Origin of the sequence: Streptomyces sp. NPDC048106, assembly GCF_040706415.1 — a bacterium.
Classification (GTDB): domain Bacteria; phylum Actinomycetota; class Actinomycetes; order Streptomycetales; family Streptomycetaceae; genus Streptomyces.
On record NZ_JBEZND010000001.1, the window covers coordinates 17082 to 40910 of the forward strand.

Sequence of the window (23829 nt, forward strand, 5' to 3'; positions counted from 1 at the left end):
GCCGTTGCTCAGTACGTCACATGGAAAACCGACCGTCCCAGGCCCGACCGGCAAGGAGACCAGCCCCCGTGTCCGTCCTCTCGAAGATCATGCGTGCAGGCGAAGGCAAGATCCTGCGCAAGCTGCACCGCATCGCGGACCAGGTCAACTCCATCGAAGAGGACTTCGTCGACCTCTCCGACGCCGAGCTGCGGGCCCTCACCGAGGAGTACAAGCAGCGGTACGCCGATGGTGAGAGCCTGGACGACCTGCTCCCCGAGGCGTTCGCCACCGTCCGCGAGGCCGCCAAGCGCGTCCTCGGCCAGCGTCACTACGACGTGCAGATCATGGGCGGCGCCGCGCTCCACCTCGGCTACGTGGCCGAGATGAAGACCGGTGAGGGCAAGACCCTCGTCGGCACCCTGCCCGCCTATCTGAACGCGCTGTCCGGCGACGGCGTCCACATCGTCACGGTCAACGACTACCTGGCCGAGCGCGACTCCGAGATGATGGGCCGCGTCCACAAGTTCCTGGGCCTCGAGGTCGGCGTCATCCTCGCCAGCATGACCCCGGCCCAGCGCCGCGAGCAGTACGCGTGCGACATCACCTACGGCACGAACAACGAGTTCGGCTTCGACTACCTGCGCGACAACATGGCGTGGTCGCAGGACGAGCTGGTGCAGCGCGGCCACAACTTCGCCATCGTGGACGAGGTCGACTCCATCCTCGTGGACGAGGCCCGTACGCCGCTGATCATCTCCGGCCCGGCCGACCAGGCCACCAAGTGGTACGGCGACTTCGCCAAGCTCGTCCTGCGCCTGAAGAAGGGCGAGGCCGGCAACCCGCTCAAGGGCGTCGAGGAAACCGGCGACTATGACGTGGACGAGAAGAAGCGCACCGTCGCCATCCACGAGTCCGGCGTCGGCAAGGTCGAGGACTGGCTGGGCATCGACAACCTCTACGAGTCGGTGAACACCCCGCTCGTCGGCTACCTGAACAACGCCATCAAGGCGAAGGAACTGTTCAAGAAGGACAAGGACTACGTCGTCATCGACGGCGAGGTGATGATCGTCGACGAGCACACCGGCCGTATCCTCGCCGGCCGCCGTTACAACGAGGGCATGCACCAGGCGATCGAGGCGAAGGAAGGGGTGGAGATCAAGGACGAGAACCAGACGCTCGCCACCATCACCCTGCAGAACTTCTTCCGCCTCTACAACAAGCTCTCCGGCATGACCGGTACGGCGATGACCGAGGCCGCCGAGTTCCACCAGATCTACAAGCTCGGCGTCGTCCCCATCCCGACCAACAGGCCGATGGTGCGCAAGGACCAGTCGGACCTGATCTACCGCACCGAGGTGGCCAAGTTCGAGGCGGTCGTGGACGACATCGCCGAGAAGCACGAGAAGGGCCAGCCGATCCTCGTCGGCACCACCTCCGTCGAGAAGTCCGAGTACCTCTCGCAGCAGCTCAGCAAGCGCGGCATCCAGCACGAGGTGCTGAACGCCAAGCACCATGAGCGCGAGGCGTCGATCGTCGCGCAGGCCGGCCGCAAGGGGGCCGTGACGGTCGCCACCAACATGGCCGGCCGTGGTACGGACATCAAGCTCGGCGGCAACCCCGAGGACCTCGCCGAGGCGGAGCTGCGCCAGCGCGGCCTCGACCCCGAGGAGCACATCGAGGAGTGGGCCGCCGCCCTGCCCGCCGCCCTGGAGAAGGCCGAGCAGGCGGTAAAGGCGGAGAAGGACGAGGTCGAGGAGCTCGGCGGGCTCTACGTCCTCGGCACCGAGCGGCACGAGTCGCGGCGCATCGACAACCAGCTGCGCGGTCGTTCCGGCCGTCAGGGCGACCCCGGCGAGTCCCGCTTCTACCTCTCCCTCGGCGACGACCTGATGCGTCTGTTCAAGGCCCAGATGGTCGAGCGCGTGATGTCCATGGCGAACGTGCCGGACGACGTGCCGATCGAGAACAAGATGGTCACCCGCGCGATCGCCTCCGCGCAGTCGCAGGTCGAGCAGCAGAACTTCGAGACGCGTAAGAACGTCCTGAAGTACGACGAGGTGCTCAACCGCCAGCGCGAGGTCATCTACGGCGAGCGCCGGCGCGTGCTGGAGGGCGAGGACCTGCAGGAGCAGATCCAGCACTTCATGAACGACACGATCGACGCGTACGTCGCCGCGGAGACCGCCGAGGGCTTCCCCGAGGACTGGGACCTGGACCGGCTGTGGGGCGCCTTCAAGCAGCTCTACCCGGTGAAGGTCACCGTCGAGGAGCTGGAGGAGGCGGCCGGCGACCGGGCCGGTCTGACCGCCGAGTTCATCTCGGAGTCCATCAAGGAGGACGTCCGCGAGCAGTACGAGGCCCGAGAGGCCCAGCTCGGCTCCGAGATCATGCGGGAGCTGGAGCGGCGGGTCGTGCTGTCGGTCCTCGACCGCAAGTGGCGTGAGCACCTCTACGAGATGGACTACCTCCAGGAGGGCATCGGCCTGCGCGCGATGGCGCAGAAGGACCCGCTGGTCGAGTACCAGCGTGAGGGCTTCGACATGTTCACCGCGATGATGGAGGGCATCAAGGAGGAGTCCGTCGGCTACCTGTTCAACCTGGAGGTCCAGGTCGAGCAGCAGGTCGAGGAGGTGCCGGTCGAGGAGGCCGAGCCGGTCGGCGAGGGCGTCCAGGACGCGGTGCCGGCGCAGGCGGGTGCGGGCCGTCCGGAGATCCGCGCGAAGGGGCTCGACGTCCCGCAGCGGCGGGACCTGCACTTCTCCGCGCCGACGGTGGACGGCGAGGGCGGCATCGTCGAGCGCGACCTGGAGGACGACGGGCCGGTGCGGTCCGAGTCGGACGGGCTGACGCGGGCGGAGCGGCGCAAGCAGGCCAAGGGCGGGCGGCGTCGCAAGAAGTGACGCGCCTGTCGTGAGAAGGGCCGGGTTCCGCTGGGAGCCCGGCCCTTTCGTGTTGCCGGGGCCGGATCAGGCTCGGGGGCTTGGCTGGGGGCGCGGGCCCGTTTCCACGGCGGTGCAGCGCCAGCGGAGGTCGGCGCCGAGTTCGAGGCGGAAAGCCAGGGCGCGGAGCTGGTTTCCGGCGGCGATGCGGGCGAAGACCTCCAGAGCGCCCTCGCGGGCGACGTAGTAGCCGATGTCGCGCACGACGGGGCGGGCGCCCCGCGTGCGCAGGGGGCCGTGAGCGGCGAGGCGGGCCAGGTCGTCGTAGGCGCGGCCCGCGGTGTGGCGCAGCATCCAGTGGACCGGGCGCTGACCGCTGAGGACGGCCAGCAGACGGTCCGCGAAGAGGTCGGTGGGGCGAGGGGGCCGTGCGGCCGGCTGAGGAGCCGTGCGGGGCGGCTGGGCCGGTGCAGGTGCCGTCCGGGGTGGCTGGGTGCGTGCCGTGCGCGGGGTGGTACGGCTGTCGGCGGACGCGCGGCGCGGGGCCGACGAGGGGCGGCGGGTGTCGTGGCGGGTCGGCGGGCGGTGGCGGGGGCGGGGGTGGGGGGTGCGGCTCATGACCTTGTTCATGGGGGTCCCCGTTCGGCGGGCCCGGGGATACCGGGCGGTAACTAGCTGGTGGGGATCTTGTACGGGGCGGGGGGCGGCGCGGCAAGGACGTGGGCGATGGTGGCGAGGGGCCGACGGGTATCACCCCTGAGGGGGATGGACAGGGTGTTGAGCCCCGAGTTCATGCGGGTGGACCGGGTGAGGTTCGAGGTGCGGAGCTGACGCTCGCGGGGTGTGGGCAGGAACTCGAAAGGGGACAGCCGCACGTATCCTGAAGGCCCTCCGGAAGGCGGGGCAGCGGCCCGCCCGGGGCCCAGCGGAGCCATTGAGCAGGAAAGAGCGGCGAGCATGCGCGTCTACGTCCCCCTGACCCTCCCCGGTCTCGCCGAGGCGCACAGGACGGGTGAGCTGGGGGCCGGCCCCTTCGCCGCCTACGCCGTCACGCCCGGCCTGCGCGACTGGTACCGCTCCGACGACACCGAGGAACTCGAGTACGCGGCGCTCGGCCAAGCCGCGCTGGCCTCGCTGCGCCTCCTCGCGGCCGACGAGGACGCGCCGCGGCGCCGGGTCGTGGTGGCCGTGGACGTGGCCGACGGCGCCGCCGCGGCCGGTCCGGACCGCGGGCCCGACCCGGCCGCGCCGGGCGAGGTGAGCGTGAGGGTGACGGTGCCGCTCGCCAAGGCGGCGGCGGTCCATCTCGACGCCGACGACGCGGAGCGGGACGTGACCGCCGCGGCGCGGGCGCTGGCGGCGGCGGACGCCGGGGACGACGACGCGCAGGCCGCCGTGGACGGGGCCGACGACCACGAACTGCTGTGGTACGCCACGCAGGAGATCCCCAACCTCGTCGGCCGGGGCTGACCGGGCGGACCGTCCGGCGGCATTGTCAGTGGGGCCGGGTACGGTCTTGGACATGGGGAAGCAGTCACGCGCGCACATCGTCTGGGACTGGAACGGGACGCTGTTCCACGACAACGAAGCGATCATCGAGGCGACCAACGCCGCCTTCGCGGAGCTGGGGCTGGCGCCGATCACGCTGGAGCAGTACCGGGCGTTGTACTGCGTGCCGGTGCCGAAGTTCTACGAGCGGCTGATGGGGCGGCTGCCGAGCGACGCCGAGTGGGAGCTGATGGACGGGATATTCCATCGGCGCTACAAGGAGCAGCGGGCGCGCTGCGCGTTGACCGACGGGGCCGCGGAACTGCTCCGGGGATGGCGGACGGCGGGGCACAGCCAGTCGTTGCTGAGCATGTACGGGCATGAGGAACTGGTGCCGCTGGTACGGGGGTTCGGGATCGAGGAGCAGTTCGTACGCGTCGACGGGCGCACGGGGCCGTCCGGGGGCAGCAAGGCGGAGCACATGGTGCGGCACCTGTCGCGGCTCGCGGGGGCGGCGGAGCCGGGGCGGACCGTGGTGATCGGGGACGCGGCGGACGACGCGGTGGCGGCGCGGTACGTGGGGGCGGGGGCGGTGCTGTACACCGGGGGGTCGCACAGCCGGGCCAGCCTGGAGGCGGCCGGGGTGCCGGTGGTGGACACGCTGGCGGAGGCGGTGGAGGTCGCGCAGCGAATAGCCGGGTGAGCGAGCCCTCGACGGCGCCCGGCGCCGGTGCCGCCGCGCGACTCCCTAGTTCACCGGAGCCTTCGCGCGCAGCACCTTGAGGAACTCCCGCATCCATCCCGGGTGATCCGGCCAGGCCCGCGCCGAGACCAGCGTGCCGTCCGTCACCGTCTCGGTGTCCTGGAAGCTCGCGCCGGCGGACTGCATGTCGGGTTCCAGCGCCGGATAGGCGGTGACCCGGCGGCCGCGCAGGGTGTCGATCGCGGCGGTGAGCAGGGGGCCGTGGCAGATCTGGGCGACCGGTTTGTCCGCGTCGAAGAAGGACTTGAGGATCTTGCGCAGTTCGGGGTCGTTGCGCAGGTACTCGGGAGCCCGGCCGCCGGGGATGACGAGGGCGGCGTACGCGCCGGGGTCCACCTCGGCGAAGGCGAGGTCGGCGGGCCAGGTGTATCCGGGCTTCTCGGTGTACGTGTCGTAGCCGGGCTCGAAGTCGTGCACGACGAAGCGGAGCGTCTTGCGGGAGGGAGCCGCGATGTCGACGTCGTAGCCCTCCTCGCGCAGGCGCTGGTAGGGGTAGAGCACCTCCAGGGACTCCGCTGCGTCGCCGGTGACGATGAGGATCTTCGCGGGCATGTCGGCGCTCCTCCGGGACGGACGGGACGGACTCCTGAGCGGTGGCACCTGAGCCGTGGCTTTCAGGGTGCGGCGGGAGGCGGCGTGCCGCTACCCCACCCCGCTCCCCGACTGGCCGAAATCCGGTTACGCCACCCGCGCGGCCTCCGGTGCTGTGCAGAACGTCAAACTTTGACCCCCTGTTTTGTACACATACGGCTCATGACGGTTTCGGGGTGAGGGGCGATAGCCTGGTGGCGTGATCAGCGCGATAGCTCGCGGGAGCGATCCGGCTCCCGCCCTGCGCCCGGGTTGCACGGAGGATCTCCGTGACCGGGCGGCGGTCGCTGGTCTTCGCGGGCGGGGCGGGGGCGCCGATGCCCCCAGGACGCCGAGGCCGGCCCGGAAAGCGACGGTGCCGAGAGCAGCGTCACACCCGATGGTCGTGCCGGAAATGGCCGAATACCCCCCGCTCATCTCGCCTGGCGGCATAGCGTCGGAGCGGACCGGAAACCCCGGGCCGTGGCGTCGAGCCGCAGGGGACGAGCCAGTACTTCCTTCTACGTCACGCAACGGCGCGCGACAGGAGTCAGAGGACAATGCAGACCAAGCTGGACGAAGCCAAGGCCGAGCTGCTCGAACGGGCCGCTCGGGTAGCTGAGAACAGCCCGGTCGGGGGGCACCTACCGACCGGGTCGACGGGCGAGGGCTCCCCGGACACCCCGGACAGCGAATCCACGCTCGCGTTCCTCCAGCGGTACTACCTGCACACCGCACCCGAGGACCTCGCCGACCGCGACCCGGTGGACGCCTTCGGCGCCGCGGTCTCGCACTACCGTCTCGCCGAGAACCGGCCCCAGGGCACCGCGAACGTCCGGGTGCACACCCCGACGGTCGAGGAGAACGGCTGGACGTGCAGCCACACGGTCGTCGAGGTCGTGACCGACGACATGCCGTTCCTCGTCGACTCCGTCACCAACGAGCTGACCCGGGGCGGACGCGGCATCCATGTCGTGATCCACCCGCAGGTCGTGGTCCGCCGCGACCTCACCGGCAAGCTGCTGGAGATCCTGCCGACCCCGCCCACCTCCGCCACCGGCCTGCCGCACGACGCGCACGTCGAGTCCTGGATCCACGTCGAGATCGACCGCGAGACCGACCGCGCCGATCTGAAGCAGATCACCTCCGACCTGCTGCGCGTGCTGTCCGACGTCCGCGAGGCCGTCGAGGACTGGGAGAAGATGCGGGAGGCGGCGGCGCGGATCGCCGGCGAGCTGGAGAGCGAGCCGGTCCCCGCCGACCTGCCGAAGCCCGAGGTCGAGGAGGCCCGCGAGCTGCTGCGCTGGCTCGCCACCGACCACTTCACCTTCCTGGGCTTCCGCGAGTACCAGCTGCGCGAGGACGACACCCTGGCCGCCGTGCCCGGCACCGGCCTCGGCATCCTGCGCTCCGACCCGCAACACGCCGAGGACGACCAGCACCCGGTCAGCCCCTCCTTCGAGCGGCTGCCGGCCGACGCCCGCGCCAAGGCCCGCGAGCACAAGCTGCTGGTGCTGACCAAGGCGAACAGCCGGTCGACCGTGCACCGGCCGTCGTACCTGGACTACATCGGCGTCAAGAAGTTCGACAAGGACGGCAATGTCGTCGGGGAGCGCCGCTTCCTCGGCCTGTTCTCCTCGGCCGCGTACACCGAGTCGGTGCGCCGGGTCCCGGTCATCCGCCGCAAGGTCGCCGAGGTGCTGGACCGCGCCGGGTTCCTGCCCAGCAGCCACGACGGCCGCGACCTGCTCCAGATCCTGGAGACCTACCCGCGCGACGAGCTGTTCCAGACGCCGGCCGCCGAGCTCCAGTCGATCGTCACCAGCGTGCTCTACCTCCAGGAGCGCCGCCGGCTGCGCCTCTACCTGCGCCAGGACGAGTACGGCCGCTACTACTCGGCCCTCGTCTACCTGCCGCGCGACCGCTACACCACCGGCGTGCGCCTGCGGATCATCGACATCCTGAAGGAGGAGCTCGGCGGCATCAGCGTCGACTTCACCGCCTGGAACACCGAGTCGATCCTCTCCCGGCTGCACTTCGTCGTCCGCGTCCCGCAGGGCACCGAGCTGCCCGAGCTGTCGGACGCCGACAAGGACCGCATCGAGGCCCGCCTGGTCGAGGCCGCCCGTTCCTGGGCGGACGGGTTCGCCGAGGCGCTCACCGCCGAGCTGGGCGAGGAGCGCGCCGCCGAGCTGCTGCGCCGCTACACCAACGCCTTCCCCGAGGGCTACAAGGCCGACCACACCCCGCGCGCGGCCGTCGCCGACCTCGTGCACCTGGAGCGGCTGACCGAGGAGCCGGGCAACGACTTCGCGCTGAGCCTGTACGAGCCGGTCGGCGCCGCCCCCGACGAGCGCCGCTTCAAGATCTACCGCAAGGGTTCCTCCGTCTCCCTGTCCGCCGTGCTGCCGGTCCTCCAGCGCATCGGCGTCGAGGTCGTGGACGAGCGGCCCTACGAGCTGCGCTGCTCGGACCGCACCACCGGCTGGATCTACGACTTCGGTCTGCGCATCCCGAAGTCGCTCGGCGGCGGCAACGGCGACTACCTGGGCGACGACGGCCGCGAGCGCTTCCAGGAGGCGTTCGCCGCGACCTGGACCGGCCGCGCGGAGAACGACGGCTTCAACTCCCTCGTGCTCAGCGCCGGGCTGAACTGGCGCGAGGCGATGGTGCTGCGCGCCTACGCCAAGTACCTGCGCCAGGCCGGTTCGACCTTCTCGCAGGACTACATGGAGGACACCCTCCGCAACAACGTCCACACCACCCGGCTGCTCGTCTCCCTGTTCGAGGCGCGCATGTCCCCGGAGCGGCAGCAGGCCGGACTGGAGCTGACGGACGCGCTGCTGGAGGAGCTGGACGCGGCCCTGGACCAGGTGGCGAGCCTGGACGAGGACCGCATCCTGCGCTCCTTCCTGACCGTCATCAAGGCGACCCTGCGCACCAACTTCTTCCAGCGGCGCCCCGACGGCCACCCGCACGACTACGTGTCGATGAAGTTCGACCCGCAGGCCATCCCGGACCTGCCCGCGCCGCGTCCGGCGTTCGAGATCTGGGTGTACTCGCCGCGGGTCGAGGGCGTGCACCTGCGCTTCGGCAAGGTCGCGCGCGGCGGTCTGCGCTGGTCGGACCGGCGCGAGGACTTCCGCACCGAGATCCTCGGCCTGGTCAAGGCGCAGATGGTGAAGAACACCGTCATCGTGCCGGTCGGCGCCAAGGGCGGCTTCGTCGCCAAGCAGCTGCCCGACCCGGCGCAGGACCGGGACGCGTGGCTCGCGGAGGGCGTCGCCAGCTACAAGACGTTCATCTCGGCGCTGCTGGACATCACGGACAACATGGTCGGCGGCGAGGTCGTACCGCCCAAGGACGTGGTGCGGCACGACGGCGACGACACCTACCTGGTCGTCGCGGCCGACAAGGGCACCGCCACCTTCTCCGACATCGCCAACGGGGTCGCCGAGAAGTACAACTTCTGGCTCGGCGACGCCTTCGCCTCCGGCGGCTCGGCGGGTTACGACCACAAGGGCATGGGCATCACCGCGCGTGGCGCCTGGGAGTCGGTCAAGCGGCACTTCCGCGAGCTGGGCGTGGACTCCCAGTCCGAGGACTTCACGGTCGTCGGCATCGGCGACATGTCCGGTGACGTGTTCGGCAACGGCATGCTGCTGTCCGAGCACATCCGCCTGGTCGCCGCCTTCGACCACCGGCACATCTTCATCGACCCGGTCCCGGACGCGGCCACCTCGTACGCCGAGCGCCGCCGGCTGTTCGAGCTGCCCCGCTCCAGCTGGGCCGACTACGACACCGAGCTGCTGTCGGCGGGCGGCGGGATCTTCCCGCGCAGCGCCAAGTCGATCCAGCTCAACGCGCACATCCGCGAGGCCCTCGGCATCGAGGGCAAGATCGCCAAGATGACCCCGGCCGACCTGATGAAGGCGATCCTCGAAGCGCCGGTCGACCTGCTGTGGAACGGCGGCATCGGCACCTACGTGAAGTCGTCGGCGGAGTCGAACGCGGACGTCGGCGACAAGGCCAACGACGCCATCCGCGTCGACGGCGCCGACCTGCGCGTCAAGGTGGTCGGCGAGGGCGGCAACCTGGGCCTGACCCAGCTCGGCCGCATCGAGTTCGCCAACCACGGCGGCAAGATCAACACCGACGCGATCGACAACAGCGCCGGCGTGGACACCTCCGACCACGAGGTGAACATCAAGATCCTGCTGAACGGCCTGGTCGCGGACGGCGACATGACCGTCAAGCAGCGCAACAAGCTGCTCGCCGAGATGACCGACGAGGTCGGCGCCCTGGTGCTGCGCAACAACTATGCGCAGAACACCGCGCTCGCCAACGCCCTCTTCCAGGCGAAGGACATGCTCAACGCCCAGCAGCGGTTCATCCGCCACCTGGTGCGCGAGGGCCACCTGGACCGGGCGCTGGAGTTCCTGCCGACCGACCGCCAGATCCGCGAGCGCCTCGGCCAGGGCCAGGGCCTGACCGGCCCGGAGACGGCCGTCGTCATGGCGTACACGAAGATCACGGTCGCCGAGGAGCTGCTGGGCACCTCGCTGCCGGACGACCCGTACCTGCGCACGCTGCTGCACGCCTACTTCCCGACCGCCCTGCGCGAGCGATTCTCGGAGGCCGTCGACAACCACCCGCTGCGCCGCGAGATCACCACCACGGTGCTGGTCAACGACACGGTCAACACGGGCGGTACGACGTATCTGCACCGGCTGCGCGAGGAGACCGGCGCCTCCCTGGAGGAGATCGTCCGTGCCCAGACCGCGGCCCGCGCGATCTTCTGCTCGGCCCCGGTGTGGGACGCGGTGGAGGAGCTGGACAACCGGGTCGACGCCGACGTCCAGACCCGTATCCGGCTGCACTCGCGCCGCCTGGTCGAGCGCGGCACCCGCTGGCTGCTCAACAACCGGCCGCAGCCGCTCCAGCTCGCCGAGACGGTGGAGTTCTTCGCCGAGCGCGTCGAGCAGGTCTGGCAGCAACTGCCCAAGCTGGTGCGGGGCGCGGACCTGGAGTGGTACCAGCACGTGTACGACGAGCTGTCCGCGGCCGGCGTCCCGGACGAGCTGGCCACCCGGGTGGCCGGGTTCTCCTCGGCCTTCCCGGCGCTCGACATCGTCTCGGTGGCCGACCGCATGGGCAAGGAGCCGCTGGACGTCGCCGAGGTCTACTACGACCTCGCCGACCGCCTGGGCATCAGCCAGCTGATGGACCGCATCATCGAGCTGCCCCGCAACGACCGCTGGCAGTCCATGGCCCGCGCCTCCATCCGCGAGGACCTCTACGCGGCGCACGCGGCGCTCACCGCGGACGTGCTCGCGGTGGGCAACGGCACCTCGTCGCCGGAGCAGCGCTTCACGGACTGGGAGCGGAAGAACGCCCCGATCCTGAGCCGGGCGCGCGCCACCCTGGAGGAGATCCGCAGTTCGGACGCCTTCGACCTCGCCAACCTGTCGGTGGCGATGCGGACGATGCGGACGCTGCTGCGCACGCACTCGTAGCCGTGGCGGTACCAGTACGAGGCTGAGAACGCCCCGGGCCGATGAAGAACCGGCCCGGGGCGTTCCTTTTCTTGCCGACCTTTGTACAAAGGAGATCGGCGGATTTACCATTTCCTGCTCGCCGGTGTCTTTCGGATAGGGTCTGCGCTGTGACAGCGAACCTCACCGAGATCCGTCCGGCAGCAGCGCCTCCGGGGCCGGCTCCGGCCCGGCCGGTCACCCGTGTCGTGCTGGAGGTCGTGAAATTCGGGATCGTCGGCGGCAGCGGTGTCCTGGTCAATTTCCTGGTCTTCAATCTGCTGCTGCACGGCCTGCTCTGGCGGGCGATGACCGCGACCGTGGCGGCCAGTGTCATCGCGATGGCGACCAATTACCTGGGCTTCCGTTATTACGCCTATCGCGACCGGGCCTCGCGCACCCGCCGTCAGATCCTGCTGTTCTTCGTGTTCAGCGGACTCGGTGTGGTGATGGAGATCGGCCTGTTCTGGATCGGCTATCACGGTCTCGGTATGCGCGGCGTGATGGGCTCGAATGCGGCGAAGGCGCTGTCGATCGTCCTCGCCTCCGCTTTCCGTTTTCTCGTCTACCGGACATGGGTGTTCCAGCAGGATGCACGCAGCGCAGTCTGACCTCGCAGAACGGGTGAGCTGGCCGGAGCCGTCGAGCGGCGGCGCGCGGGCGGCCCGTGCGGTGCCCTGGGCGGCCGCGGCGCTGGTGGTGGCGCTGCTGCTGGCGGTGATCGTCCGGCTGCCGTGGATCGGCGACCTCGGCATGCATGCGGCCACGATCCAGCGGCTCGGCCACAGCCTCGCGCACCCCGGCAATCCGCTGGTCGACGCGGACACGCCGAGCCCGTACTACTCGCCGTGGATGCTGCTGCTGGGCGCGCTCGCCAAGGTGACCGGCCTGTCGGTGTTCGTGGTGCTGCGCGTCGGCGCGCTTGTGGGGCTGGCGCTGCTGGTCACCGGGGTGTGGCGGTACGTCCGCACCCTCAGCGCGCACCGCGCCGCGCCGGCGCTGGCCCTGCTGAGCCTGGTGCTGCTGTGGGGGACGGACGTCCTCAACTGGAGCGGGTTCATCGGGCTGCACTCCCTCGCCCTGACCATCTCCTATCCGAGTGTGTTCGCGCTCGGTCTCACCTTCCACTTCTGGGCCTGGCTCACCCGGGCGCTGCGCTCGCGGGCGTCCTGGGGGCGGTGGCTGGGCCTCGGGGTGCTGTGGGCGCTGATCCTGCTCTGCCACCAGTTCACGGGCGTCGTCGCCACGCTCGGCGCGCTGGCCATGGTCGTCTCCGCGCGGCCGGGACGGGATGTGTGGCTGCGGCTCGGGGGCGCCCTGGCGCTCGGGGCGGTGCTGCTGTGGCTGTGGCCGTACTACGACTTCTTCTCGCTGTTCTCCGCCGGGGCCGACCTGGAGGCCATCCACAGGTCGCTGTACCAGCACCTGTTCGCACGGTTCGGGCTGGTGCTGCTGGGGGTGGTCGCGCTGGCCCTGCGTTTCCGGCGGGACCGGTGGGACGCCCTGGTGCTGTTCTTCGTGCTCGGCGCGCTGGTGGTCGCGGCGGGCGGGCTGACCGGCCACTACTCCTGGGGGCGCGCGCTGCCCGCCGCGCTCGTCCCGGCGCAGCTCGCCGCCGCGCTGGAGGTGGTGTCCGCCGGGCGGCGGCCGGTGCGGGCTGGGTGGGCGTGCGTGCTCGGCCTCGCGCTGGCGGTGGGTTTCTGGGGGCAGGCCGGGACGCTCGGGTACGCGACCGGGAAGGGCGCGCTTCCGTCCGTGCTGGCCGCCAAGTACCAGGCGCCGTGGGTCGGTTACCACTGGCTCACGCCGTGGGTGCGGTACGGGGACGTGGTGATGGCCCGGACGGTTCCGGCGCGGCAGATCCCGGCGTACGGGGCGTACACCGTCGCGCCGGGATATCCGGACGTGTTCCTGCCGGACGCCGCGCGGCGGGCGGCGGCGGTGGACCGGTTCTTCGCGGCGGACGCGTCCGCGTCGCGGCGGCGGGGGATTCTGCGGGAGTACGGCGTCCGGTGGGTCGTGGGGCCGGCGGACCTGGCCGGGCCCGGACTGCGGAAGGTGACGACCGGTCCCGCCCACCAGGTCCTGTACCGGGTCGAGCCCTGAGCACCGCGGCCCCGTGGAGGTCCACGGGGCCGCGGTGCCGCCGACACGAGAGGGCCGGGCCTATTTCAGGAAGCTCGCGACCAGCTTCGCGGCCTTGCGCACCCTCGGCCGGGCGACCTTGTGCAGGACCGGGCGGATCACCGCCGCCGTCACCCCCACCGGCTCCCAGCGCAGTTGCAGGCGGCCGGGGTTGCGGCCCTCCGGTTCGACCGTGACCGAGTGGGGCGTGGTGCCGGAGCGGTATTCGACGCGGGTCGTGGCCGGGGGGAAGTCCAGGGGGGCCAGGAGGACGCCGGAGTTCCACAGGCCCTGCTGGTTCAGGCGGACCAGGGGATGGCGGATGCCCTGGAATCCCTGGAGCGGGAGGCGCGCGGCGGCGAGGTCCAGCCGCACCGTGCCCTCGAAGACACCGGGGCTGACCGGGTCCAGGCGGAAGGGCACCGTCATCCGGCGCCCGCCGGGGGAGACGATCAGCCCGGCGCGCTGGGGCCCGACGGGGAGGCGCAGCCCGGGGTCGTACGTGCGCACGGCGAGTGTCACGGACGCCCCGCTGCCCCGGACCAGCTCGGTGATCTCGTGCCGGAACTGCGCCGTCGGGAACGGACGCGTGTCCAACTCCAGGTCCGAGACGTCCAGTTCCCGGCGGCCACGCTCGGTGTCCGGGACGCTGTCGCCCCAGTACGGGGCGCCCGCCGCGTCCGTCGTGACCTGGCGCGGCGCCACGTCCTGGCCCAGCCCCCGCGCCGCGAACCGCGCGTCGGCGAGGCGGCCGGAGCGCAGCAGTTCCAGGACCACCCGCTCGGGCCGGGGCAGCCGGGCGAACGCCCCCGGGGCCAGGGTGTCCAGGTACGGGTTCATGATGTCCGCGAACGCGGCCAGCCACTCCTCGTCCCGGTAGGGCAGGTCGCCCGCGTACATCCGGAAGTCGTGCTTGAGGAACTTGAAGTCCTTGTCCTCGCGCAGCCCCGCGTGTCCGCTCTCCACCAGGAAGTCGTCGATGAGCCGCTGGACATGGACCCGGTCACGCACGTTGGTGACCTTGTGCCGCTGGTTGGAGATGGAGGCCGAGGCGGCCGCCGCGAACGGGTCGATGTACCAGACGTACACCGGGTCCGGGATGATCGTGAACGCCTTCGCCAGGCAGTACGCCTGGGCCGAGAACAGCTGGTCCTCGTAGTGGATGCCCTCGGGGAAGCGCAGTCCGTGCCGGTCCAGGAAGGAGCGCGCGTACATCTTGCTGGTCGACAGGTGCTCGAACAGCAGCCTGGGGTCGGCCTCGATGCCCTCGACGGTGCGCCGCTCGGCGACCAGGTGCGGCATCCATGTCGTACGCCGCCCGTTGTCCACCCGCACCCGGCGCACCGCGCCCATGGTGAAGTCGACCTCGCGCTCGCGGTGCGCGGCCAGCAGCGACTCCACGGCGCCCGGCGGGAGTTCGTCGTCGCTGTCGAGGAACATCAGGTACGGCGCGCGGGCGATCTCGATGGCCCGGTTGCGCGGGGCGCTGCACCCGCCGCTGTTCTCCGGCAGCCGGAGATAGCGCACGCGCGGGTCCTCCGCGGCCAGCCGGCGCGCCACCTCGGGCGTGTCGTCGGTGGAGTGGTCGTCGCTGATGATGATCTCGATGTCGGCGTGCGTCTGCGCGCGCAGCGAGGCGACCGCCCGGGGCAGGCGGGCCGCGTCGTTGTACACGATGACGGTGACCGTGACGTCGGGGGTCGTGGCCGGGGTCGTCATGCCGTGGCCTCCTCGGGGGTCGGGGCGGGGGTGCGGTCCTCGATCGGCAGCACCGGTGGCAGCGCCTCCTCCGGCTCGCCCAGGAACACCCGTCGTACGACCCGTTCGGCGGCGCGGCCGTCGTCGTACTCGCAGAACCGGCGCCGGAAGGCGGCGCGGGCCTTGGCCGCGTTGTCGTCGCGCCAGGCGCCGGAGCGGAAGATCTCCGTCAGCTCCTCCTGGGTGCGGGCGACCTGGCCCGGATGGTCGGTCATCAGGTCGAAGTAGACGCCGCGGGTGGTGCGGTAGGTCTCCCAGTCGTCGGCGTAGACGACGATCGGGCGGTCCAGGTTGGCGTAGTCGAACATGATCGACGAGTAGTCCGTGACCAGCGCGTCGGCGGCCAGGCACAGTTCCTCGACGGGGTCGTAGGAGGAGACGTCGATGAGCCGCCCGGAGCGGCGCAGGCCGGTCAGCGGGGAGGTGGCGCCGCCGTAGAAGTAGTGGGCGCGCACCAGCAGGACGGTGTCCTCGCCGAGCCGGTCGGCGAGTTCGGCGAGGTCGAGGCGCGGGGTGAAGCCGGCCTCGTAGTCGCGGTGGGTGGGCGCGTAGAGGATCGCCGTCTTGCCGGGGGCGATGCCGAGCCGGGCGCGGGCGGCCCGGACCGCGTCCGCGCCGCTGGTGTAGAAGACGTCGTTGCGCGGATAGCCGTGGTCCAGCGAGGTGTAGCGGGCCGGGTAGGCGCGCTCCCACATCCGGGTGGAGTGGCTGTTGGCGCTCACGCTGTAGTCCCAGCGGTCGATGCGGGCCAGCAGCGCCGCGAAATCCAGTCCCTTGGCGGCGGCCGGGTGTTCCATCTGGTCCAGGCCCATGCGCTTGAGCGGGGTGCCGTGGTGGGTCTGGAGGTGGATCGCGTCGGGCCGTTTGACCACCGCGTTGGGGAAGTTGACGTTGTTGACGAGGTACTTGGCGGTGGCCAGCACCTCCCAGTAGCGGCGGGTGCCGGGGACCACGTGGTCGGTGCCGGGCGGCAGCAGGGCCGTGTTGTCCTTCGAGACGACCCACACCGGGTGGATGTGCGGGGCGAGTTCGGCCAGCCGGGCGGCGATGGCGGCCGGGTTGCAGGCCACGCCGCGCTCCCAGTAGGCCGCGAACACCGCGAGGCCGGGATCGACGGGACGGGTCAGGGCGCGCCGGTACTGCTGGTCGCGCAGCTTGGCGGCCAGCCGGCGCTTGTGGGTGCGCACGGCCTTGCGGGCGGCGCGGCGGGCGCGGTTGGCGGCCTGGAACGCGCGGTACCTGGTGTACGCGCCCTCCTCCAGCAGCGCGTGCCGCACGCCCTCCACGCCCGCCGGGTGCTCGTATCGCTCGGGGCGCCAGCGCACCGCCGCGAGGGAGGCGCGGCGGAAGAACTCGCGGGCCACCTCGTCGGGCAGGTTCTCGCCGGCGAAGGTGCGCACCAGGTCGCGCATCATCAGGTCGTAGAGCACCACGCGCGGGGCGCGGCGGTCCCGGGCGAGCGGCATCAGCGACTCGTAGCGCTCGATGAGGCCGAAGCGGTCCTCGGGGGCGAGCGGCGGCAGGCTCTCGGGGCGCAGCTCGCGGTTCTCGTACGCCACCTGGTTGAGGCAGGCGACGCGGTCCGCGTACAGCAGGGCGGCGTGCGCGGCGCGCGGCTCGTCGTCGGTGGTGAGCCGCTCCTCGTGCGCTACCCAGAACTCCCTGCGCAGGGCGCGGTTGCCGAGCAGCGGGGTCAGGCGCAGCAGGTCGGCGGCCTCGTCCAGGGGGCGGTCGGCGCGGCCGACGGCGGCGAGGAAGCGGCCGTCGCGGGAGGGGCGGGCGGCGCTCTGCCAGGTGGTGGTGAGGTGGTCGAGGAGGAGGACGTCCACGGAGTCGTCCAGCTCGGCGGCGCGCTCGGCGATCAGGCGGGGCGCGCCGGCCGGCAGGCCGTCCTTGGCGTGCACGAAGTGCAGCCAGCGGCCGGAGGCGCGGGCGGCGCCCGCGGCCCGGGCGGCCGCGTCGGTGGTGCCGTCCGGGAGCGGGACCACGACGGTGTCGGGGGTGTGCCCCCCGGCCGTCTCCCGGGCCCAGTCGCCGACGGCGGCGACCACGACCTCGGCATCGGACAGCGGGTGAGCTTCCAAGGAGTCGAGCAGCTCCGTCAGATGCCCCTGCGCGTTGGGTCCGTAGACGATGACGCTGAGTTGGGGCATCGCGGGGGACTCCTTCGGCTCGTCGGTGGAGGATCACCCTTCATAACATACTGTCACTAAGCGGATGAAAAGGATGTACACGTTCGAGGTAAGAAGGGGGGCCCGGCTGGTTAGACAGGCACTCCGGGCCCCTGGTTGCCTCGTTGGCCGCCTTTACGTGGTGTTGGGTTTCCGGGCGCGTTACGCGGCCTTCTTCGGGGCGGGTTTCTTCGCCTTGTCCGACTTGTCGTTGGTGAAGGCCTCGTACTCCTTCATGACCTCCTCGGTGGGGCCGTCCATGCGCAGTTCGCCGCGCTCCAGCCACAGCGTCCGCTCGCAGGTGTCGCGGATCGACTTGTTGTTGTGGCTGACCAGGAAGACGGTGCCCGCCGTGGCGCGCAGCTCGCGGATCCGCTCCTCCGAGCGCACCTGGAACCTGCGGTCGCCGGTGGCCAGGGCCTCGTCGATGAGCAGCACGTCGTGGTCCTTGGCGGCGGCGATGGAGAAGCGCAGCCGGGCGGCCATGCCGGAGGAGTACGTGCGCATCGGAAGGGTGATGAAGTCGCCCTTCTCGTTGATCCCGGAGAACTCGACGATGTCCTCGTAGCGCTCCTTGATCTGCTCGCGGGACATGCCCATGGCGAGGCCGCCGAGGTGCACGTTGCGCTCGCCCGTGAGGTCGTTCATCAGTGCCGCGTTGACGCCGAGGAGGGAGGGCTGGCCGTTGGTGTAGATGTGGCCGCTCTCCACCGGCAGCAGGCCGGCGACGGCCTTGAGCAGGGTGGACTTGCCGGAGCCGTTGGTGCCGATGAGGCCGATCGCCTCGCCCTTGTAGGCGATGAACGACACCTTCTTCACCGCGTGCACCCGGCGCACGCCGGCGGCCTTCTCGGCCTGCTTGCGCCGCATGATGCGGTTGAGGGCTGCGGTGGCGGAGCCGCGGCCCCCCCCGGTGCCGTTGACCCGGTAGACGATGTCGACGCGGTCGGCGACGACGGTGGGGATCCGGTCGGTGTGCGCGCTCTGCTGGGTCTGCTCGGTCTGCTCAGCCACGGCCGTAGGTCTCCTCAGCCTTCCAGAAGTAGATGAAGCCGCCGAGGCCGGCGACCAGGGCCCAGCCGACGGCGATCGGCCACACGTGCGGGGGCAGTTGCCGGGCGTGGAAGCTGTCGATCAGCGCGAAGCGCATGAGGTCGATATAGACCGCGGCCGGGTTGGCCTGGAGCAGGACCATGACGACGTGCGGCAGGTGGTCCTTCTTCGTGAGGTTGTCGATGCTCCACATCACGCCGGACACGTACATCCAGGTGCGCAGGATGAACGGCATCAGCTGGGCGATGTCCGGGGTCTTGGCACCCCACCGGGCCATGATCATGGCCACGCCCGCGTTGAAGGTGAACTGGAGGAACAGCGCCGGGACGATCAGCAGCCAGGAGGCGCTGACCGGCACGCCGAAGCAGAGCAGGATGACGACCAGGGCGGCGATCGAGAACAGCAGTTGCTGGAGCTGCTGGATGCAGAAGGAGATCGGCAGCGCGGCGCGCGGGAAGTGCAGGGCGCGCACCAGGCCGAGGTTGCCGGAGATCGCCCGGGTGCCGACCTGGATCGAGCTCTGCGTGAACGTCCACACGAAAACGCCGGTGACCAGGAAGGGGATGTAGTCCGGGACACCCCTCTTGGTGCCCAGCAGCACGCCGAAGATGAAGTAGTAGACCGCCGCGTTCAGTAGCGGGGTCATGACCTGCCAGACCTGGCCGAGCTTCGCCTGGCTGTACTGCGCGGTGAGCTTGGCGGTGGCGAAGGCGGTGATGAAGTGGCGCCGGGCCCAGAGCTGGCGGACGTACTCCGACAGGGAGGGACGGGCGCCGCTCACCGACAGGCCGTGCCTGGCGGCCAGCGCCCTGAGGTCGTCGGCAGGGGCCTGGATCGGGGGCGGTGTGTCGAGGACCTGGCTCACATCCGCTGCTTTCGCTCGGGGGAGTGGGGGTGCCGCGGATCCGACTGTGGCGCGAACCGCGGCGGGCCGGTCCCGTCGTCCGGCGTTTCCTTACGCTTCTCTTCACGTTCTCTTACGACGGGACGGGACCGTATCGTCGCAACGTGAGCGTAGAACCAAGGGACGTCGCAACGCAACCGTTTCGTCGTAACGCCCTATGCTGGGTTCCATGACCACCAACGCCGCCGGGCCCGCCGACGAACCGCCGACGCGTGCGCGCCGCCGTACCCCCGCCGGGGCCGCGGTGCTGCGCCAGGACGTGACCGAGGCCATCCGGGCGGCCGTCTTCGAGGAGCTGGCGGCGGTCGGCTACGCGCGCATGAGCATCGAGGGGATCGCGCGGCGGGCGGGGGTCGGCAAGACGGCGGTGTACCGGCGCTGGCGTTCGAAGCTGCACCTGGTGCTCGACGTCGTCTCCGCGATGGCGGTCCTGGGCCTGCCGGCGCCGGACACCGGTTCCCTGGAGGGCGACCTCCGGCTCCTCTACGAGGTGACCTCCCGCGCCCTGCGCCACCCCGTCGCCTCCCAGGTCATCCCCGACCTCCAGGCCGAGGCGGCCCGCAACCCGGACATCGCCGAGGCCTTCCAGAAGGCCCTGCGCGACGGTCAGGAGGGTGTGGCCAGCAAGATCGTCGAGGCGGCCGCGGCCCGCGGTGAGCTCGGCCCCGGCCTCGACCTCGACCTCGCCCTCGACCTCATCTCCGGCCCGCTGTACTGGCGCGCGGTGGTCATCCGCTCCCCGAAGCTCCCCAAGGGCTACCTGGAGAAGCTGGCCCGGGCCACGGCGGGGGCGCTCAAGGCGTTGTGACGGCGGGGTCGCCGGCGAGCCGGCGGGCGAGGCCGGTCAGCTCCGGTGCCCGCAGGACCCGATCGCCGAAGCCGGGGAGCGGTACGCGCAGGACGCGCGTCCAGCGCTCCGGCACGGCGCCGATCCCGTGGACGGCCCCCGCCAGCGCACCGGTGACCGCCGCCACCGTGTCCGTGTCACCGCCCAGATCGACGGCCGCGCGGACGGCCGCCTCGTATGAGGCCGTCGTGCGCAGGGCCCAGACGGCGGAGCCGAGACAGGGCCAGACCGCGCCGTTGAACTCGGTGGCGTCGTCCGGGTGCCAGGTGGGCGCGAGTACTACCGCGAACCGCTCCCGGTGCTCGGGACGCAGGGCGGCCAGCGTCTCCGGTACGGCCTCCAGCGGGTCCGCACCGGTCAGCGCGACCCGGACCAGCTCGTGCAGCACGGCCGTGCCCTCGCCGGCGGCGGGGTCGCCGTGGGTCAGGGCGGAGAGGCGGCGGGCGGCGTCGAGGGTGGCGGTCCGGCCGTGGCGCGCGAAGTACACGGCGGAGGGTGCGGCCCGCATCAGCGCGCCGTTTCCGGCGGCCCGCTGACTGGTCCGGAAGTGCAGGGCGGCGGCGGTGTCCCAGGGGTGTCCGCCGGTCAGCACCGCCTCCGTCTGCAACCCGATGTCCTTCGGCTCGGCCGCGGCCCAGCGCCTCAGGCGCCGGAAGACGTCGGGGAGGTCGAGCCCGCCGCGCTCCAGGAGCGACTCCGCGACGAGGACCGCCGTCTGCGTGTCGTCCGTGGCCTCCCCGGGATCCCAGCCGCCACCGCCGCACATCTCGTCGCCGGGGGTCGGGAAGCGGTCCGAGAAGGCGCCCTCGGGTCCGAACTCGAAGGGCGCGCCCAGGGCGTCGCCGACAGCGGAACCGACGACGGCGCCGATGGCCCGTTCGAGGGGTGAGGGAGCCGGGGTCACCGGCTCAGCGTACTGAGGCGGGGCGGGTCCGTGGGCGGCCGGGAGGTCGCGGCGGGCTCAGTCGCCGAGCATCTTGTCGCGCACCGGGATCCAGTCCAGTGCGGAGCGGATGCCCTCTTCCAGGGACAGCCGCGGCGCCCAGTCCAGCAGCCGCGCGGCACGGTCGCTCGTGGTGTAGCCGCCGGCGACGTCGCCGGGGCGCGGGTCGGTGTCGACCGTGGTCAGGGGGGTGCTCACGACGTTGTCGAACGCCGCGCACAGCTCCCGGACGGTGGTGCCGGAGCCCGTGCCCAGGTTGATCGCGATCGACGGCCGGGACGCGGTGAGGATGGCGTCGAAACGCTCGATCGCCGCGATGTGGGCCGCGGCGAGGTCCCAGACGTGCACGTAGTCACGGATGCCCGTGCCGTCGCGGGTCGGGTAGTTCACGCCGGTGACCGGGAACGGCGTGCCCGCCTGGTGGGCCTGGATCAGCATGCCCAGCGCGTGGCTGGGCCGCTTGAGCTGGAGGCCGGTGCGCAGCAGGGGGTCGGCGCCGATCGGGTTGAAGTACCGCAGGGACAGCACCCGCATCTTGCCGGCCGCGGCGATGTCGGCGAACATCCCCTCGCACACCGCCTTGGTCCGCGCGTAGGGGCTCTGCGGCGCCAGTGGGGAGTCCTCGGTGACGGGGGAGCCGTCCTCGGCCCGGTAGATGGAGGCGGAACTGCTGAAGATGAGGCGGTCGCAGCCGTTGCGGTGCAGGTGGCCGACGAAGGCCAGGCTCTTGGTGACGTTCGCCTCGTAGTAGCCGATCGGATCCGCCACGGACTCCGGCACCACGATCAGCGCCGCGCAGTGCACCACGGCGGAGATGTCCGGGTGCTCGGAGAAGATCCGGTCGACCAGGGCGCCGTCCGCGATGTCGCCCTGGTAGAAGATCCGCCCCTCGGTGAACTCGGCGCGGCCGCGTACCAGGCTGTCGAGGATCACCGGGGTGATGCCCGCGTCCAGGCAGGCCGACGCGACGGTGCTTCCGATGTAACCCGCTCCACCGGCGATGAGGACAGACACGATGATTCTCTTCCCGGTCTGGTTCCAGACCCAGTAGTTCCCGACACGGTACGAGTAAACAGAGGAGACAGAGCGGACAGGGCGGACGGGCCGCCGTCTCAGTGAAGCAGCCGCCGCAGGCGGCCCCGCAGTATCCGGGCGAGTCCGAGGGCACCCGTCTCCAGCCGCAGGGCCAGCGCGCCGGAGTGCGTCGCGTACGGCTGGACCAGCAGCACGCCGTGCCGGACGCTGGGCACGGCGCGGCGGCGCAGCCGCCCGGCGCCCGCGCGGGCGGCCGCCGTGACCTCGCGTTCCGCGCCGTCCGCGAAGCGCACGGTCAGCCGCAGGTCCCAGACGCCCGCGCCGAGCGAGCCGAGGTCGACGGGCAGCCCGGCGGACCAGAGGCCCGGCCCGGTGCCGGTGAGGGCGGCCGTCGCGCGGCCCCGGGTCCGCTCGTCGTTCCGGGAGCGCCAGCGCACCTCCAGCTCGCGCGGCCTGGCCTCGGCCACCCTGCCGTACAGCTCGTGCAGCCGCAGCGTGAGGGTGGTCGCCCCCGCGCGCGGGCGCAGTTCGGCGTCCAGCGCGAGCGGGAGCGCCTCGACGGGGCTGGTCAGGAGGGGGGCGAGGGACAGCTGGGGGAGGTCCTCGGACCAGACCGGGGTGCCGTCCGGGGTACGGGCGTACGGCGGGAGCAGGCGGCCCGGACGCGCGGCCAGGTCCCGCAGCCGGGGCAGGTCGCGCGGCTCCGGGGACTCCAGCAGCAGCCGGCCCAGCAGCCGGCCTGGCGTGGCCGGGTCCGCCTCCCAGTCGGCGGCGTCGTAGCGCGCGAGGTGGTTTCGGGTGTGCGTCCACCACGCGCGCCGGTACTCCGCGTCGCGCAGCCCCAGTTCGCGTGCGTACATGCGCACGTCGTGGTCCAGGAACTTGGCCCGCGCCGCCCGCGCCAGCTCCTTCTGCCCGGCGGCCAGCAGAATGTCGTACGCCTGCGCGCACGCCCGCGTGCGCGCCTGCCAGTTGTCGATGTGCCCCCGGTCCAGGGAGAGCGACAGCCGCTCGGCGGCGCGGCGCACGTGCCAGACGTACACGCGGTCCGGCACCAGCGCGATGCGCGGGCCCGCGGCCAGTACCCGGGCGGTGAAGACGAAGTCCTCGTAGAGGAAGCGGCCTTCGGGGAAGCGGATGCCGTGTTCGCGCAGGAAGGCCGTGCGGTACAGCTTGTTGACGCACAGCGTGTCGTGGACCAGCTCCGGGCGCCGGGAGGGGCGCGCGAGGACGGAGTGCGCCGTGTAGAGGGGCTCCTGCCAGGGCTGTTCACGCCCCGAGGGGAGCTCCCGGCGCACGCACAGCCCGCTCGCCACCTCGGCGTCCGCCTCCCGCGAGGCCGCCAGCAGGGCGTCCACCGCGCCCGGGGGCAGCACGTCGTCGCTGTCCAGGAACATCACGTACGGCGCCGTCGCCGCGTCGATCCCGCTGTTGCGCGGACCGCCGCAGCCACCGCTGTTGACGTCCCGTCGGACCACCCGCAACCGGGCGTCGGCCGCGGCCATCCGGTCGAGCAACTCGGCGCTGCCGTCCGTGGACCGGTCGTCCACCGCGACGACCTCCGCGACCGAGGGACCTTGCGCGAGCGCCGAACGCACCGCGTCGGCCACATGGGCCCGGTCGTTGTAGCCGATCACGACGACACAGACGGCGTTCCGGGTGGTCGGGGCGTTCCGGGTGTTCTGGTTGCTCTGGTTGCTCTGGTCGCTCTGAGGGTGCTGTGCGCTCTGTGTGTTCTCGGACTGTTCGGGTGAGTCGGGAGGCATAGGGTCCACAGG

General features: G+C 71.5%; 17 protein-coding genes. 7 read left to right on the forward strand and 10 right to left on the reverse strand.

The window, feature by feature from the left end:
* The first annotated feature begins 68 nt into the window (after window positions 1-68).
* Complete coding sequence (gene secA, locus AB0927_RS00080; protein WP_366665161.1) at window positions 69-2882, forward strand: preprotein translocase subunit SecA; 2814 nt, start codon at window positions 69-71, stop codon at window positions 2880-2882.
* Between the two features lie 66 nt (window positions 2883-2948).
* On the opposite strand, the gene AB0927_RS00085 is transcribed toward secA, so the two are convergent.
* A complete protein-coding gene (locus AB0927_RS00085; RefSeq protein ID WP_366665162.1) occupies window positions 2949-3491 on the reverse strand; it encodes an Rv3235 family protein in 543 nt (180 codons plus the stop codon).
* 41 nt (window positions 3492-3532) lie between these two features.
* Window positions 3533-3736, reverse strand: a complete 204-nt coding sequence (locus AB0927_RS00090) for a hypothetical protein (protein ID WP_366665163.1) — start codon at window positions 3734-3736, stop codon at window positions 3533-3535.
* 82 nt (window positions 3737-3818) lie between these two features.
* Between AB0927_RS00090 and AB0927_RS00095 the strand changes: the two genes are divergently transcribed.
* Together AB0927_RS00095 and AB0927_RS00100 are read left to right on the forward strand one after the other, a co-directional pair.
* The gene (locus tag AB0927_RS00095) at window positions 3819-4331 is read left to right on the forward strand and encodes a hypothetical protein (RefSeq protein WP_366665164.1); all 513 of its coding nucleotides are present in this window, start codon (window positions 3819-3821) and stop codon (window positions 4329-4331) included.
* A gap of 52 nt (window positions 4332-4383) precedes the next feature.
* A complete protein-coding gene (locus AB0927_RS00100; protein ID WP_366665165.1) occupies window positions 4384-5052 on the forward strand; it encodes an HAD family hydrolase in 669 nt (222 codons plus the stop codon).
* A 45-nt stretch (window positions 5053-5097) separates the two neighbouring features.
* On the opposite strand, the gene AB0927_RS00105 is transcribed toward AB0927_RS00100, so the two are convergent.
* Complete coding sequence (locus tag AB0927_RS00105; RefSeq protein WP_366665166.1) at window positions 5098-5664, reverse strand: DJ-1/PfpI family protein; 567 nt, start codon at window positions 5662-5664, stop codon at window positions 5098-5100.
* A gap of 578 nt (window positions 5665-6242) precedes the next feature.
* Between AB0927_RS00105 and AB0927_RS00110 the strand changes: the two genes are divergently transcribed.
* From AB0927_RS00110 to AB0927_RS00120, 3 genes are all read left to right on the forward strand, one after another.
* Window positions 6243-11198, forward strand: a complete 4956-nt coding sequence (locus AB0927_RS00110) for an NAD-glutamate dehydrogenase (RefSeq protein WP_366665167.1) — start codon at window positions 6243-6245, stop codon at window positions 11196-11198.
* A gap of 149 nt (window positions 11199-11347) precedes the next feature.
* Window positions 11348-11827: a GtrA family protein gene (locus AB0927_RS00115; RefSeq protein WP_366665168.1), complete on the forward strand. Its 480-nt coding sequence runs from the start codon at window positions 11348-11350 to the stop codon at window positions 11825-11827.
* Window positions 11828-11840: 13 nt separating this feature from the next.
* Complete coding sequence (locus AB0927_RS00120; RefSeq protein ID WP_366665169.1) at window positions 11841-13322, forward strand: hypothetical protein; 1482 nt, start codon at window positions 11841-11843, stop codon at window positions 13320-13322.
* Window positions 13323-13382: 60 nt separating this feature from the next.
* Here the strand turns inward: AB0927_RS00120 and AB0927_RS00125 are convergent, their stop codons facing one another.
* From AB0927_RS00125 to AB0927_RS00140, 4 genes are all read right to left on the reverse strand, one after another.
* Window positions 13383-15059 carry a glycosyltransferase family 2 protein gene (locus AB0927_RS00125; RefSeq protein WP_366665170.1) on the reverse strand — a complete coding sequence of 559 codons (1677 nt, stop codon included), beginning with the start codon at window positions 15057-15059 and terminating at the stop codon, window positions 13383-13385.
* A complete protein-coding gene (locus AB0927_RS00130) occupies window positions 15056-17251 on the reverse strand; it encodes a CDP-glycerol glycerophosphotransferase family protein (protein WP_366665171.1) in 2196 nt (731 codons plus the stop codon). The genes AB0927_RS00125 and AB0927_RS00130 overlap by 4 nt, the downstream gene beginning before the upstream one ends.
* A 180-nt stretch (window positions 17252-17431) precedes the next feature.
* Window positions 17432-18283, reverse strand: a complete 852-nt coding sequence (locus tag AB0927_RS00135) for an ABC transporter ATP-binding protein (protein WP_366665172.1) — start codon at window positions 18281-18283, stop codon at window positions 17432-17434.
* A complete protein-coding gene (locus AB0927_RS00140) occupies window positions 18276-19187 on the reverse strand; it encodes an ABC transporter permease (protein ID WP_366665173.1) in 912 nt (303 codons plus the stop codon). Before AB0927_RS00140 ends, AB0927_RS00135 begins: the two co-directional genes overlap by 8 nt.
* A 208-nt stretch (window positions 19188-19395) precedes the next feature.
* On the opposite strand from AB0927_RS00140, the gene AB0927_RS00145 reads away from it, so the two are divergent.
* Window positions 19396-20034 carry a TetR/AcrR family transcriptional regulator gene (locus AB0927_RS00145; protein WP_366665174.1) on the forward strand — a complete coding sequence of 213 codons (639 nt, stop codon included), beginning with the start codon at window positions 19396-19398 and terminating at the stop codon, window positions 20032-20034.
* Here the strand turns inward: AB0927_RS00145 and AB0927_RS00150 are convergent.
* The 3 genes from AB0927_RS00150 to AB0927_RS00160 all read right to left on the reverse strand — a co-directional run bounded on the left by AB0927_RS00150 (window position 20021) and on the right by AB0927_RS00160 (window position 23817).
* Window positions 20021-20977 carry an ADP-ribosylglycohydrolase family protein gene (locus tag AB0927_RS00150; protein ID WP_366665175.1) on the reverse strand — a complete coding sequence of 319 codons (957 nt, stop codon included), beginning with the start codon at window positions 20975-20977 and terminating at the stop codon, window positions 20021-20023. The two genes, AB0927_RS00145 and AB0927_RS00150, sit on opposite strands and share 14 nt — an antisense overlap.
* A gap of 57 nt (window positions 20978-21034) precedes the next feature.
* On the reverse strand, window positions 21035-22030 hold the full coding sequence (galE, locus tag AB0927_RS00155) for a UDP-glucose 4-epimerase GalE (protein WP_366665176.1): 996 nt from the start codon (window positions 22028-22030) through the stop codon (window positions 21035-21037).
* A gap of 98 nt (window positions 22031-22128) precedes the next feature.
* Complete coding sequence (locus tag AB0927_RS00160; RefSeq protein ID WP_366665518.1) at window positions 22129-23817, reverse strand: glycosyltransferase family A protein; 1689 nt, start codon at window positions 23815-23817, stop codon at window positions 22129-22131.
* Window positions 23818-23829 lie beyond the last annotated feature (12 nt).

Bases quoted from the DNA above. Each gene is read 5' to 3' on its own strand.
- AB0927_RS00085 (WP_366665162.1), bottom strand. From the start codon at position 3,491: ATGAACAAGGTCATGAGCCGCACCCCCCACCCCCGCCCCCGCCACCGC.
- AB0927_RS00095 (WP_366665164.1), top strand. From the start codon at position 3,819: ATGCGCGTCTACGTCCCCCTGACCCTCCCCGGTCTCGCCGAGGCGCAC.
- AB0927_RS00100 (WP_366665165.1), top strand. From the start codon at position 4,384: ATGGGGAAGCAGTCACGCGCGCACATCGTCTGGGACTGGAACGGGACG.
- AB0927_RS00105 (WP_366665166.1), bottom strand. From the start codon at position 5,664: ATGCCCGCGAAGATCCTCATCGTCACCGGCGACGCAGCGGAGTCCCTG.
- AB0927_RS00110 (WP_366665167.1), top strand. From the start codon at position 6,243: ATGCAGACCAAGCTGGACGAAGCCAAGGCCGAGCTGCTCGAACGGGCC.
- AB0927_RS00125 (WP_366665170.1), bottom strand. From the start codon at position 15,059: ATGACGACCCCGGCCACGACCCCCGACGTCACGGTCACCGTCATCGTG.
- AB0927_RS00130 (WP_366665171.1), bottom strand. From the start codon at position 17,251: ATGCCCCAACTCAGCGTCATCGTCTACGGACCCAACGCGCAGGGGCAT.
- AB0927_RS00145 (WP_366665174.1), top strand. From the start codon at position 19,396: ATGACCACCAACGCCGCCGGGCCCGCCGACGAACCGCCGACGCGTGCG.
- AB0927_RS00160 (WP_366665518.1), bottom strand. From the start codon at position 23,817: ATGCCTCCCGACTCACCCGAACAGTCCGAGAACACACAGAGCGCACAG.